The 14039-nt window shown below is 39.0% G+C and carries 14 protein-coding genes; 6 read left to right on the forward strand and 8 right to left on the reverse strand.

Annotated features, from left to right (window positions below; all coding sequences use genetic code 11):
* Window positions 1–72: 72 nt before the first annotated feature.
* Window positions 73–1590, reverse strand: a complete 1518-nt coding sequence (locus B1F84_RS07305) for a leucyl aminopeptidase (RefSeq protein WP_131691023.1) — start codon at window positions 1588–1590, stop codon at window positions 73–75.
* 230 nt (window positions 1591–1820) lie between these two features.
* Between B1F84_RS07305 and B1F84_RS07310 the strand changes: the two genes are divergently transcribed.
* Together B1F84_RS07310 and B1F84_RS07315 are read left to right on the forward strand one after the other, a co-directional pair.
* On the forward strand, window positions 1821–3638 hold the full coding sequence (locus B1F84_RS07310; protein ID WP_131691024.1) for a phosphotransferase: 1818 nt from the start codon (window positions 1821–1823) through the stop codon (window positions 3636–3638).
* Between the two features lie 56 nt (window positions 3639–3694).
* Entirely contained in the window at window positions 3695–4126 is a 432-nt protein-coding gene (locus B1F84_RS07315) for a DUF3859 domain-containing protein (RefSeq protein ID WP_131691025.1), read from the forward strand.
* A gap of 57 nt (window positions 4127–4183) precedes the next feature.
* Here the strand turns inward: B1F84_RS07315 and B1F84_RS07320 are convergent, their stop codons facing one another.
* The 3 genes from B1F84_RS07320 to B1F84_RS07330 form a co-directional block, all read right to left on the reverse strand.
* Window positions 4184–4600, reverse strand: coding sequence for a VF530 family DNA-binding protein (locus B1F84_RS07320; RefSeq protein ID WP_008114664.1), 417 nt, complete (start codon window positions 4598–4600; stop codon window positions 4184–4186).
* A gap of 72 nt (window positions 4601–4672) precedes the next feature.
* The gene (locus B1F84_RS07325) at window positions 4673–5665 is read right to left on the reverse strand and encodes an MDR family oxidoreductase (protein ID WP_131691026.1); all 993 of its coding nucleotides are present in this window, start codon (window positions 5663–5665) and stop codon (window positions 4673–4675) included.
* Window positions 5666–5714: 49 nt separating this feature from the next.
* Window positions 5715–6350, reverse strand: a complete 636-nt coding sequence (locus B1F84_RS07330) for a TetR/AcrR family transcriptional regulator (RefSeq protein WP_016900341.1) — start codon at window positions 6348–6350, stop codon at window positions 5715–5717.
* Window positions 6351–6727: 377 nt separating this feature from the next.
* Here B1F84_RS07330 and rmf point away from each other — a divergent pair, with 377 nt between their 5' ends.
* Complete coding sequence (gene rmf, locus B1F84_RS07335) at window positions 6728–6898, forward strand: ribosome modulation factor (protein WP_008114656.1); 171 nt, start codon at window positions 6728–6730, stop codon at window positions 6896–6898.
* A gap of 63 nt (window positions 6899–6961) precedes the next feature.
* Here the strand turns inward: rmf and fabA are convergent, their stop codons facing one another.
* Window positions 6962–7477: a bifunctional 3-hydroxydecanoyl-ACP dehydratase/trans-2-decenoyl-ACP isomerase gene (gene fabA, locus B1F84_RS07340; protein ID WP_008114654.1), complete on the reverse strand. Its 516-nt coding sequence runs from the start codon at window positions 7475–7477 to the stop codon at window positions 6962–6964.
* 195 nt (window positions 7478–7672) lie between these two features.
* Between fabA and B1F84_RS07345 the strand changes: the two genes are divergently transcribed.
* Genes B1F84_RS07345 through B1F84_RS07355 form a run of 3 tightly spaced genes read left to right on the forward strand, consistent with a single transcriptional unit; the run spans window position 7673 to window position 9781 of the window.
* Window positions 7673–8530, forward strand: coding sequence for a 6-carboxytetrahydropterin synthase (locus B1F84_RS07345; RefSeq protein WP_008114652.1), 858 nt, complete (start codon window positions 7673–7675; stop codon window positions 8528–8530).
* Window positions 8523–9341 (forward strand): M23 family metallopeptidase, encoded by an 819-nt coding sequence (locus tag B1F84_RS07350; protein WP_131691027.1) that lies wholly within the window; start codon window positions 8523–8525, stop codon window positions 9339–9341. The genes B1F84_RS07345 and B1F84_RS07350 overlap by 8 nt, the downstream gene beginning before the upstream one ends.
* 5 nt (window positions 9342–9346) lie before the next feature.
* Window positions 9347–9781, forward strand: coding sequence for an acyl-CoA thioesterase (locus B1F84_RS07355; protein ID WP_131691028.1), 435 nt, complete (start codon window positions 9347–9349; stop codon window positions 9779–9781).
* Window positions 9782–9979: 198 nt separating this feature from the next.
* Here the strand turns inward: B1F84_RS07355 and B1F84_RS07360 are convergent, their stop codons facing one another.
* Genes B1F84_RS07360 through B1F84_RS07370 form a run of 3 tightly spaced genes read right to left on the reverse strand, consistent with a single transcriptional unit; the run spans window position 9980 to window position 14023 of the window.
* Entirely contained in the window at window positions 9980–11302 is a 1323-nt protein-coding gene (locus tag B1F84_RS07360) for a Na+/H+ antiporter family protein (RefSeq protein WP_076919526.1), read from the reverse strand.
* Entirely contained in the window at window positions 11299–13272 is a 1974-nt protein-coding gene (locus B1F84_RS07365; protein ID WP_131691029.1) for a DUF3488 and transglutaminase-like domain-containing protein, read from the reverse strand. Before B1F84_RS07365 ends, B1F84_RS07360 begins: the two co-directional genes overlap by 4 nt.
* Complete coding sequence (locus B1F84_RS07370; RefSeq protein ID WP_240702019.1) at window positions 13265–14023, reverse strand: DUF58 domain-containing protein; 759 nt, start codon at window positions 14021–14023, stop codon at window positions 13265–13267. The genes B1F84_RS07365 and B1F84_RS07370 overlap by 8 nt, the downstream gene beginning before the upstream one ends.
* Between the last annotated feature and the right edge of the window lie 16 nt (window positions 14024–14039).

Consider the following 14039-nt stretch of genomic DNA (forward strand, 5'->3'; position numbering starts at 1 on the left):
ACTCAGTAGAATGCAAAAAGCGCCAAAACAGTAAACCATTTTGGCGCTTTTAATTAATCAAATTAATGATGATTAGTTAGCTAATAACCACTCGCTAAGTAAACGTACACCAAAACCTGTACCACCTGGTGAAAGCTCATCTTTGCCTTTTTTCACTAATGCATTACCTGCGATATCAATGTGCACCCAACGGGTTTCACCAGCAAAATGCTCTAAGAAAGTAGCGGCTGTGGTTGCACCAGGGCCACCTGAACCTACATTTGTTATATCAGCAATGTCAGACTTCAACATATCTTTATAACCTAATGGTAAGCGCCATAGGTTTTCGTTTACTTGTTTACCTGCCAGGGTAAGTTGCGATACTAGTGTGTCATCATCAGAAAATACCGCTGCGTATTCATTACCAACAGCACGAATTTTAGAACCTGTTAAGGTTGCAACATCAATCATGATCTCTGGTTTGTAGTGCTCACGTGCATACCACATTGCATCACTTAGTACTAATCGACCTTCAGCATCGGTATTTAAAATTTCTACACTTAAGCCTTCAGCTGTGCGAACAACATCGCCTGGTGCAACAGCAAATTGCGATACCATATTAGCTGCCATGCCCATAACGGCTACTACGTTTTTATCGGCTTTAGCTAACGCCATTGCTTTTACAGTACCAAGCACTGCAGCAGCACCGGCCATGTCTGATTTCATACGTGCAATAGACGCACCGGTTTTGATGCTGTAACCACCTGAGTCGAACGTAATGCCTTTACCAACAAGGGCAATAGGGGCATCGTCAGAGCCTTTATAATGAGCTACCACTAAACGTGCACCTTGCTGGCTTCCTCTACCTACAGCTTCTAGTGCGCCCATGCCAAGCTCTTTTAGCTCTTTTGGCTCTAACACTTTAATAGTAACACCTAAAGATTCTAATTCTTTTGCTGCATTGGCAAAATCAACCGGCGTCATTTCACTAGCCACTTCTGAGGTTAAATCGCGTGCTAAAAATACACCTGCTTGAACACTCTCTAATTGGCTGTAAAGCTTGCGAGTTTGCTTGGTGTTATCAACATCAAACGTATAGCTAACTGTTTCAGTGCTTGGTTCTTTTTTGTAGTTTTCAAAACGGTGATCGCGTAAGTTTGCACCGTGGGCAAAATTAGCAGCAAGCGCAGCATTATCATTTGCGCCAGTTACATCATCAAAAATAACACTGGCAGTGCCTGCTTTAGCTTTAACTAGGCGAGCATGAATATTACCGCCTAACTTAGCCGCTTTTGCTTTATTTAATTCGTCTGCTTTACCTGTACCTACAACCAAAATACGGCTGTAGTTACTTTTACTGGGCGCGACAAGTTGCGCGACTTTTGCGTAATCGCCAGTGAAATTTTCAATATCGATAACACGTTTTAATTGGCCATCAAATTGTTTATCAAGTGTTTTAAATTGGCTGTTGCTGCCATCTTGGCTATAAAATACAACCAGCGTATTTGCGTCGCTGTCTACTTTTGTAGAAAAATTAAAGTCTGCTGCTTGTGCATTAATACACATACCCAGTGCAAGCGCGATTGAAGAGGCTTTTATAATACGTTTCATTTTTTAACTTAAGAATAATTTAAAGGGGTGTTTTACCCTATTTAGACTGTTATGGGTAAGTAGGATACGGTGAAACCGCAAATATCAGCGATATACGTCAAAATCATTAGTAAATAATATAAATTTGACTAATGGAAGTGACCTTAAAGGTTTAATAAAAATAACGGTCGCGTTACTATCAAACATAAAGGCATTACGCAGCTTTAAACCACCAACCTAGAGAATCTGCATTGAAAGCAAAAGAAATTCGCAACTTTTATATTAACGAAGAACAGTCTGTTTATTTGCTGTCACACCGTGACGCTAAAAAGCATCGCCAATGGCTTAACATTTGTATTAAACAGCTAACACTACTTGGTTATAAAAATGTTGAAATGATTGGCTCTGGTGCGTTTGGGTTTGTATTTGCGGGTGATGATGAACATGGCCTGCCTTGGGTGTTTAAATTTTCAAGAATTACGCTGGCACAAAGTGTACGAGATCGCCTTGAAGACGAAGCGTATATGCTGTCTCAAATTGATAATCCGTTAGTGCCACAATTTTACGGTTTTGAGCGAATTAAAAAACAGGGCATTTTGATGATGGCTCGTGCAATAGGTGAAGATCTTGAAAAAGTATCACTTAAGCAAGGGCGGCTATCTGCCGCAAAAATAATGAACTTAGCGGTAAAATTGAGAAATGTGTTGCTTGATTTACGCCATCATAAAAACGGATTAAGCCCACAACCTATTGTGCATGGCGATATTAAACCCTCTAACTTGGTGTGGGATGAAAAAGCCAAGCAGCTTTCATTGGTTGATTGGGGGAGTTCGGTATATGCCCAAGTAGATGAACAAGGCAACCCTATTGCCAGTAATTTTATGGATTTAATGTCGGGTGATTTAAGCACCACTAACGCACGAATGGGTGATGTGTATTTTATTGGTGATGCGCAAATGTCTGGTGAAAAGTCATCCCCTCGTTTTGATGAGCAGGGGGTTGCATCAACTTTATATGCACTTGCATCGGCTCAGTCTTGTCGATTTGGCGCTCAGGCTATTCCGGCCAGTAGTTTAATGCTACCTAAAGAGCTGGCGAATGTAATTGATGGCATGCTTTCAAAAGAGCGTAGTGTAAGGGATAAAGCCGGCGACTATTTTATGCGTAACATAGAAACTATGGCAAAAGCATTTTTACCAGAGCTACCAAAGCAAGACACTAAAGCACGCATTCCTTTTTGGTTTAGCCAAGATCCTGAGCCCGAAACCGTTGTATATAGTTCCCGCAAACAGTTTTTACGCCAAGCCGACCATAAACAGCAATTACTCGATGTAAACGATGCTCAGTTAGATAGGTATTACAAAGAATTTTTATTTGATACCGGAGATACCGAAAAAGCGTTTTTAGCCTCTATTAGTCGCTTAGCTAAATACCCTGTAGTAGGGGGGCTGAGTTTTCATTGGAAAGATGAATCTTTGTATGTTGAGTCATCACTTATTATGCACGATGAAGCTTTAGCAACCGCATTTACTGATGCGGTAAACAATACAGTAATGCTTGCGCAAGCGATTAGTCAAAAGGGCTTATTTAAGTGTTGTTTATTTGATGCCCGTAAAACGATTCAGTTAGAGCGCGATGGTACCGGTGCGTTTAAATTTAACCAGTTACCTGAGCTTGACTATGAAGTGGTTAATGTAAAAGCCAGCGAGGTAACCCGTCCGCATTCCTATTTTGAAGATGGTAAAGATCCCGATGAACAACTGCAACTGCCTAAAAAGGTGATTAAATGTGTATTTGAGCTAAACCAGATACATCATACGGGTTGTATTATTTTTGAAGCACTACCAGATAGGATGAAGATTCACCATTACTATCGATTACTCGATGCTAGTAAAGAAGTTGAATTTAAACGTTTGCTAAATAAACTCATGCAGTACGCGGTTAATATAACTGATGTGGGGGTAGCTGGTTTTATGAAGTTGCCGTATAAAAATACTCGCGAGTTTAGTTTATGCGAGCAGCAACCCAGCAATTATTATCCTAAAAATCCAAAACAACTACTTAATTAATAAGTCACTCGCTGAGGCTGGTGGCTTAACAATAGAAAGAAAAAATAGAAAGTTAAATGGCAAAATCTAAACCACAAATTACATTAGAAAGTTACGGTATATATTCCAACTGGGACAAAGCCAGTAAATCGTTACCACAAATCACGCAATTCACCACAAAGGTAACCGCGTGTATTGATGTGGAATTTGGCCTAATAGTAAATATCAAAAAAGCCAAAGGCGAAAAGCTACATTATTGTATTTATCACCCCGGTATTATAGATTCCGATGGCGAAGTGATGCAGCCTTTTGAGGGGAATGTATACGTTAAAGATAACGATTGGTCGTTTTATTTAGGGGATACGGTATGGGAGCCTATAGAAGATAAAGTAGGTGACTGGCGCATGACCTTATCTTTAGCAGGTAAAATCATTGCTGATAAGACATTTAATCTAATCAATGAAAAAACCAAAACTGAAGACGATTTTTGGAAACATCGAGGGTATTAATTTTCTCATTAAGCACAAAAAAGCTAACAATAAAGTTAGCTCTTTTATGAAATCAGCTTAGTTACCCCAAGGGTTACTTGAATTTGAACGTTGTTTACGAGTACGGGCACGTTGCTTGGCTGCTTTTTTCTCTTGAATACGCTTAGCATCAGAAAAGCTTAACTCGCATGGTTCACCTGGTTTATCGCCTTCAGGGATAATACGGTCTCGTGGAGGCAGTTCGTATTGTACGTCATCTGGGCGTGGTAAGTTTTTTAGGCGGTACAAATAGAAATTATCTACTTTTTGTTGTGCCCACTCGGTTTTACGTAAAAATTTAACCGCAGATTTAATGTCAGGGTTATTTTTAAAGCAGTTGAGTTGTAAGTAGGCATGCAGGAGTTCCCACCCATATTGCTCAACCAGTTCTTCAACCACTTGCTCTAATTTAACGCCTTGCAGTGGGTTATTACTGAAAAGTTCTTGGTTGCTCATAGGTGTTCTCTCGTTATTAAAAATACGGCCAGTATTATAAATTTAATAACGAGAGTTTAATAGCAAAAATGCTTAACTTTGACAATTAACCACAACACGACCACGAATTTGGCCCTGCATGAGCTGTTCGGCATTTTCAATAACTTGATCAAGTGTGATTTCGGTCGAAATTTTATCTAAGTAATCGCTACTAACTAGGGATGCTAAACGATCCCATGCTTCAACACGGTCCGCTTTAGGGCGCATTACGCTATCAATACCCATCAAAGAAATACCACGTAAAATAAATGGCGCCACAGACGCTGGCAAATCCATACCTTGTGCAAGCCCACAAGCTGTTACTACGCCACCGTATTTAAGTGAGGCACAAATATTAGCAAGTGTGTGACTACCTACAGAATCAATTGCAGCAGCAAAGCGTTCTTTTTGTAGTGGTTTACCTGGATTTGAAAACCCATTCCTATCAATTACATTAGTTGCACCTAATGATTTTAAATAGTCAGCTTGTTCCATGCGACCTGTTGCTGCGGTTACTTGATAACCTAGCTGGCTTAGTAAATAAATAGCAAAACTGCCTACGCCACCATTAGCACCGGTCACTAACACTTCACCTGAGTCAGGTGTGATCCCTTGTTTTTCAAGGGCAATCACGCTCAACATTGCCGTATAACCGGCAGTACCAATTTGCATAGCTTGTTTAGCTGATAAGTTGGCGGGTAGGGGAATTAACCAATCACTGCTCAGTGCCGCTTTTTGGGCTAGGCCACCCCAGTGCTTTTCGCCAACACCAAAACCATTTAAAATAACGTGGTCGCCACTTTTAAATTCAGCACTGTCGCTGCTAGTCACTGTACCCACTAAATCAATCCCCGGCACCATAGGAAAGCTACGCACAACAGGCCCTTTACCCGTGATGGCTAAGCCATCTTTATAATTTAAGGTACTGTAAAGCACATCAATTAATACATTTTCGTTTGGCAGATCGTCACTGTTTATGGTGCTTAGGGCTGCACTGTAATTGTCGTCTTGCTTATCTATAACAATAGCTTTAATAGAATTGCTCATTAGATTTCCTTTTAGACCGATCGTCTTTAAATTAGTAATAAAAAATGCATTAACTGAGTAATGCGCGTAAAAACATTTCTGTGTATAAAGTAAGTGGCTTACTTGATTGGGTTAGTTTAGCTCGCATTACTGCGCCTTCCCAACCCACCCAAAAATATTCACTCATTTGTTCGGTATTAATGTGTGGATTAATAGTTTGTTGCTGCTGGGCTAAATCTAAACATCGTTTTAATTGTTGTTGCCAAGCGATGTAGCTTTGCATTAAACGAGTTTTAAAGTCGTCACTTAAATGATTAAGCTCTTGATTTAAGTTACCCACCAAGCACCCGCGTTTGTAATCATACTTTTGCATTCCAGCAATTGCGCTTTGGGTGAAATTAACAATGCGCTCAAGTGCGGGGACTTCAGATTGCTCTAGGTAAAATTTAAGTTTATTTATAAAAAAATCGTCGTAGGCATCAACAAGAGCCAAACCATAGGCTTCTTTACTTTTAAAGTAATGATAAAAAGAGCCTTTGGGAACTTTAGCTTTTTTTAATATGGTGTCGAGCCCTGTGGCACTAAAGCCAAACTCTGTTAAGGTTTCTAAGCCCACACGAATGAGCAGCGCTTTTGTATCTGCGCTGTCTCTGGCTATTTTTGGTGGGCGGCCACGCCTAGTTGCAACTGCTGGTGTTTTGTTCATGCCTTATATTAGACCGATCGGTTTTAATTAATCAAGCCTTTATTTGGAATGTTTTTAAAACAGCGATGTTAGTTTATTTTTCGATTACAAATTAATTGGGAACTTAGGCTAATTTATCGCGTCATATAAATGGTACATAAGTACAAAACCAAAAATTTTTGAGGTGTATGTTTTAGCCATTTTATTGCTGCGATTAAACAATAAATCACGCAATAAAAGTTTTTTAATGTTAATTCATTTTTGCATCAGCAGCTTAGTTAAAGTCAAACAAATTAATTGCTTTTACAGTTTGAATTAAACATTTTTATTAGCTATTTATTAAATGTAGATGAAATTAATGCTACAAAAATATAAATATAAAGGTGAGGATTTTACCGATGAAGAGACAGAAAAGAGATCGTTTAGAAAGAGCTCATTCTCAAGGTTTTAAAGCAGGTTTAGCTGGTCGCTCTAAAGAGCACTGCCCTTATCAACAAGTTGATCCTAAGTCTGAGTGGCTTGGTGGTTGGCGCGAGGCAATAGAAAATCGCAATATGTATAAAACATAAACTCATAACGAATTAAAGCAAAAAGGCCTCCAAATGGAGGCCTTTTTGCTACGTGTTTTAAACTTAAAACGCGCTGGTATCTTGGAACAAGCCTACCTTTAAATCTTTTGCTTCGTAGATAACGCGGCCATCTACTTCTACGGTTCCATCAGCCATACCCATAAACAATTTACGCTTAATAACGCGTTTCATATCGAGACGGTAGGTTACTTTTTTAGCTGTTGGCAATATTTGACCGGTAAATTTAACTTCACCTACACCGAGTGCACGACCAAGACCAGGACCACCAGACCAACCTAAGAAAAAGCCCACAAGTTGCCACATAGCATCCAAGCCTAAACACCCCGGCATTACAGGGTCGCCTTTAAAGTGGCAGTCGAAAAACCAAAGGCTAGGGTCGATATCTAGCTCTGCAATTATTTGACCTTTACCATGTTCACCACCGTCATCGGTAATTGAAATGATACGATCCATCATTAACATGTTGTCACTTGGTAAACGACAGTTTCCTTCACCAAACATTTCACCTTGACCACAAAGGATCAAATCTTCTTTTGTATAGCTATTTTTAGGTTCCATAACACTTTATCTTTGCTTAGAAATTGCCCCGTACTTTAGCGTACACTTGTACGCTAAACAACTCGGAGCAGTTAAAAAATGGTTTAATTATAAGCAATCAGTTAATGCAACTGATTTTAGTATGATTAAACCGCGCAATTACTAACAGAAATCATTATAATTAGGGCTGACTTTTAATCAGTTTAAAGGAAATTTATGACCCTTTTTGTTAACTCACTCACTGTGATTGATTTTTCTTACTTATGCAATAAACGCGGTGCAGTTGGCGAAAGTTGGATTGTTGATTTGACTTTACATGGCAAACTAAACGAAGAGTCTATGGTGTTAGACTTTGGCTTAGTTAAAAAGCAAATTAAAGGCATTATTGATGAGTGTATTGATCACCGTTTAGCTGTTCCTAACAACATAAACGGCAGCATTAACGAATTTGCTGATCACAAAACATTAGATTGTACATTTGCTGATAATAAGCACTTAGCAATGAGCGCGCCACATCAAGCATATTGTTTAATAGATACTGATGAAATTACCGTTGAATCAGTGACCGAGTATTTAGTTGCCACCATACTGCCACAGCTTCCTGATAATATTGAAAAAATAGAATTGGTGTTAAAGCCTGAGCACAATCAGAGTTTTTATTACCACTATAGTCATGGCCTTAAAAAGCATGATGGTAATTGCCAGCGTATTATTCATGGCCATCGTTCACAAATAGGTATAAGCCTAGGCGGTATTTCTATGCCTCGTTTGCAAAAACAGTGGGCTGATAAGTGGCGTGATATTTACTTAGCAACTAGTGAAGATCAAATTACCGCTTCTGAATTAAAACATATCACAGCTAAAAATGATGATGTTTGTTTTGCGTATACTGCAGCGCAAGGTTATTTTGAAATGGCCATTAGTGAATCACGCTGTGACATTTTACCGATTGATACCACGGTAGAATGTATTGCTGACTACATTGCCAGCCAAGTGAAATTAGAGCACCCAGAAAAAGACGTTAAAATTACCGCCTACGAAGGCGTTGGTAAGGGGTCGATTAGTTATGCTTAAAACCTTATTAGTTTCGGCGTTAATCGTATCAACTAGCTTTAGTGCTATGGCGCTTGAGCTAAAAGGGCACTTAACTCAAGGCGGACTAGTAACAGGGCAATTAGAAAACGCTAAGTCGGTGAGCCTTAATGGTAAGTTGTTAAAGCTTGCAGACAGTGGTCTATTTGTATTTGGTTTTGGCCGAGACGCAAAACCTGTGCATACATTAAGCTGGGTAGATAACAGCGGTAAAAGCCACAGGCAAGATTTAGTTATAACTCTTCGCGATTACGATATAGATAAAATTACCGGTGTTGCTAAAAAATATGTATCGCCCCCAAAAGCAGTAAGTGAACGTATAAGCCGTGAAGCCGTTGCCGTAAGAAAGGCTCGCGCTGTTAACTCTGATTTAGAATACTTTTTACAGCCAGTACTTAGGCCTGCAAAAGGGCGTATTTCAGGTGTGTATGGTAGCCAACGTTACTTTAATGGCGAACCTCGCAGGCCTCATTTTGGTTTAGATATAGCAAACAAAACAGGTTCACCTGTGTATGCGCCGATCAGCGGTACCGTAGTATTTGCAGAACCCGATTTATATTACTCAGGTGGCACATTAATTTTAGATCACGGTCATGGGGTTACCTCTACTTATATTCATTTAAGCAAGCTTGATGTAAAAGTAGGGCAGAAAATTGAACAAGGTACAAAGGTGGCTGAAATAGGTGCTACTGGCCGTGTAACTGGCCCGCATTTAGATTGGCGATTTAATTGGCAAGGCGAACGCCTTGACCCTGCATTATTAATGCAAGACACATTAGCAAACAAAAAGTAGAGATTATGACTCAAGTAGAGCGCGAAGCCATTATTGCGCAGCGTATAAAAGATTCAACCACCTCGGTGACAAAAGCAGTCTTTCCTGGGCGTACTAACCATCATAATACGTTATTTGGTGGTGATGCATTAGCATGGATGGATGAGGTTGCTTTTATAGCTGCCACCCGTTTTTGTCGTAAACCATTGGTAACTATTTCATCAGATAGAGTCGATTTTAAAGAGGCTATTCCGGCAGGTTCATTTGCCGAATTAATCTCAAAAGTGTCGCATGTTGGTAATACCAGCTTAAAGGTAGATGTTGAAATATTTTTAGAAACCATGCACAAAGATAATAAGCATTCTGCCATTACGGGTAGTTTTACCTTTGTTGCCGTGGATGATAACCACAGGCCAACACCTATCGTGTGTGACAAAATGCTGCATGGTTTTGAGTTATAACACCTAACAGTAAAAATAATATAAGCACCATGATTGGTGCTTATATTATTAACCATAAAGAACACATCATACTTTATTTATCTAATGGCCAACTTAGCAATTGAATATAATAAAAAGTATTAGTTTTTCAATAAGGAGGGCGTATTAAAGTAATAAATGAGACTAATAAAAAGGCGTGCAATGCACGCCTTTAAATAACTATAAAACCATAGCGGCTATCCAGCCAAACACCAATAACGGAATATTAAAGTGGATAAAAGTTGGCACAACCGAATCCCAAATATGGTCATGTTGTCCGTCAGCATTAAGTCCTGATGTTGGCCCTAATGTAGAATCAGACGCAGGGGAGCCGGCATCACCTAATGCGCCAGCAGTACCAACAAGCGCAGCGGTTGCCATTACAGAAAAGTTTAGTTCTAAACATAAAGGCACAAATAAGGTGGCAATTATAGGCACAGTCGAAAATGAACTACCTATACCCATAGTTATAAATAAGCCCACTAATAAAATTACAGCGGCTGCTATGGGTTTATTACCGTCAAAAATGGCGGCGCTGCTATGCACTAGGCTGGCAACATGTCCTGTTTCTTTCATTACCGCTGCAAAACCTTGCGCTGAAATCATAATAAAGCCAATCATTGCCATCATGGCAACACCTTTACTAAATACGTCGCCGTTTTCTTCCCACTTAACCACACCAAATACACTAAATATAACCACACCAACTAGGCCACCTAATATCATTGAGCCACTGGCATTTTGAGCAATGAGTGATGCAAGCACTGCAAATAAACCAACCAGCATTACCTTTTTAGGGTTTTCAACATCGGCTTGTTGGCTTTGCACAGTTAATGCTGTGCTTGTGTATTCACGTCGTTTTCGATAACTAATAAACAGGGCAATCAACAAGCCAACAAACATACCAATAGCTGGAATGATCATCGCTAGCGGAACACTGGTATTAATAATTTCAAGGCCATTATCAACCAAGTTTTTATGTAAAATTGAATATAAATAAATACCACCAAAGCCATACGGCAGCACCATGTACGAGGTGGCTAAACCAAAGGTTAAAATACAAGCAATGGCACGTCTATCTAATCGCAGTTTATTAAACACCACAAGAAGCGGCGGAATTAAAATGGGGATAAAAGCAATATGTACCGGTACCAAATTTTGTGATGAAATAGCACAAATCAAAATAATAAAGAGGATAAAGTAGCTTAATACGGTTTCACTAGAACCCGTTTGTGCATTTACTTTGGCGAGTAACTTAGCGGCTAAAATTCGGGTCAAGCCTGACTTTGAAATCGCAACAGCAAAGGCACCTAACATCGCATAGCTTAAAGCAATTTCGGCGCCCGATGATAAACCAGAATTAAATGCATCAATACTTTCTTTTAATCCCATGCCAGCGGTTAATCCGGCAACCAGTGCACTTATTGTCATTGCAACAATCACATTTACGCGGACCAAAGTGAGTCCCAGCATTAAAATAACGCCAATAATAACTGCGTTCATAGATTTCTCTGTTTTATAGATTTAATTAATTTTATCAGATCTTTAGCCTGATTTTTACGTTCTTTGGTAAATGGTTGCCTTGCATAGCGCACTTGCTCAAATAAGTGACAAAAGGCGGTTATTTGTTGCTCTGCATAGGGGGCATGTTGACTAATGTGCAGTAAAGTTTGAACTGGCGGGGCATTTTCAGGGTAGTTTATAGCCTGCTTATTAGCCCATTTTAGTAGTTGATAGTACTCGTTTACAAGGGGAGGTTGTTTGGTGGTAACTTTGGGACGGTTTATATAAATAAAGTAAGCACTAAAACTTAAAATTAAAACAATAATAACCCCTAGCGGTACTAACCAAATATAAGTGTTACCAAATAGGGACGCTAATAAATCTTGTTGTTTGTTTTTATCAAACCCCAGCACCCAACTAGACCATTGGTAATCTAGATTTTCTAATTCAAGGCGAAGCCAGTTTATGGCAGCATAATTACTTAAGCTAACTAAACCAAAATTAATATTATTTTTAAATTCGTCATTTAATGCTGCACTTTGCGATAAAGAGCCATTTAATCGTTCGGGGGCTACAACCGCTGTAGCATCAAATATTCTCCAGCCTGCATTAGTATAAACCTCAACCCAAGCATGCGCATCGTATTGACGAACGGTAATATAGTCATTGCTTTGATTGTACTCGCCGCCTAAATATCCGCTGACTACCCGCGCTGGTACGCCTGCACTTCTAAAAATAAAGGCCGCTGCACTGGCATAATGACCACAAAAGCCACGCTTATTGTTAAACATAAATTGATCAAGCGTATCATCGCCGCGCATAGGTGTTGGTGTAAGAGTATAACTGAAGTTATTTTGCGAAAAATAATCTAGCAGTTTATTAAAAAGCTCATCGGCGTTAGCACTACTGTTTTTTAATTGTTGCGCCAGTTGATAACTTTTTTGGTTATTACTCACCGTAAGCGTTTTATAAAAACGCTGCTCTATGTTGTTAAGTTTTTTACTAGATAATGGTTCAGTGCTAACAGAATATTGCAACACTTTCGATTTATATTGTTTTTTACGCAGTAAACCCACTGAATTGGAAATTACATTTTCATTGTCACTGTTGGCATAGCCAATCCCATATAACCAATCAGCCATTGCTGGCTCAGCAATTATTGAGTATTGAGTGGTATTTCCATTGCTGCTATTTTGGCTTGGCAACATCATTGCTTGTTTTAAAAACGAAGATGTTTTCCAAGCTTTACCGTCAAATTCATCATGTACAATAGCGCGCCAGTAATAAGGGGTAGAGGGTGAGTTATCATCAAACTTAGCTCTAAAAACCAATTCATCAGAGTTTGATAATTTAGCTATATCAAATGGTTCTACTTGTTCAGATAGGCCTGTTTGCGCCATTTTTGGCCCAGGTAATTGCCAAAATGCAGGGAGTTTTGGTAAAAATAATAAGAGCACAACAGCCAAAGGAAAAGCCAGCAGCATTATTTTAGCGCTTTGTTTCGATGACAGTTTTAAACTATGACTCGATTCGAGCAAACCGAGTACCGCAAAGTTTAAAACATACAGTGTGCTAATAATTAAAGTAGTAAAAATAGTTTGGCTAAACAAATACACTGCTGAAAGTGAAAAGAATGTGAGGGTGATGATTAATTGATAATGCTGCTTTGTTTTTGCCTGTAGTAATTTAAAAACGCATGACAGCAAAAGCATAGCAACAAACAACACCACGGTATCTTTAAAGCCAATACTGCTAAGCATAATAATTAATGCTATTGCAGCGAGTCCGTTTGCGAGCCACGCGTTGGGCTTTTGTTTGTATTTAAGGGTTAAATAAATATTCCAGCCACATAACATGCCAAGCATAATAATAAAGGGCAGGGGCAAGTGCTCTATAAAAAAGCTCACTAACCCTAAGTAAATAAATGACAGAGAAAAATTTATAACGCGTTGATTTTTGATCTTATTCATAATCAGTGCCTACACTACTTAAGGCTTGCAAACAGCGTTGCTGATGAAACTTTCCGGAGCCATTTTCTATGACCTTATTGGGCAATTTCAACGAGTATTTAATGTCGCTTTCAAACGCTTGGCATACTAGATAACACAACTGCCCTAAGCGTTGCTCGGTATCGCCAGTCATTAAATTAAAGTCAAATTGTGTCTCGGCAGATTTAAAATCACTAAATTGCTTTACTAATAATTGCTGAGTTTTTGCGTAGTGTTTCCACGAAATTCGCTGCAACCCCATTTCTGGCAAATGAGTAATTAAACTTTCAAACTCGTCATCGCCTTGGTGTTTTTCAGCTCCTTCATCATCATTAGCAGTCATTTGGCTTAATTGTTGATTAAGCGTTTTAATAATTGACGGATAAACATAAACTGCATGACTAGGTTGAATATAACTCCACACACTAACCAAACCAAATGGATAATTGCTGGCAATTTTTATTGGTTTTAATGAATAGCGACCGCGATTTAAATAAGGCAATGATAACTGGCATTGTATAGCGTCGGTTTTAACATTAGCTATATAGCAGGTGTGTTCAAAATTATTTGGATAACTTAAAGTAATTGACTGACATGTGTCGTTTGCTTTTATTAGCCACACTAATTGGGGTGGCTGAGGTGCATAACTCTCAATGGCATATTTAAAGCTAACAGTTAATCCTTTTGCGTTGCTATAACCTAACAACAAGGCAAAAATAATAATCACAAACATTAAGTACGCCATAAAA

Origin of the sequence: Pseudoalteromonas sp. DL-6, from assembly GCF_004328665.1 — a bacterium.
GTDB lineage: Bacteria > Pseudomonadota > Gammaproteobacteria > Enterobacterales > Alteromonadaceae > Pseudoalteromonas.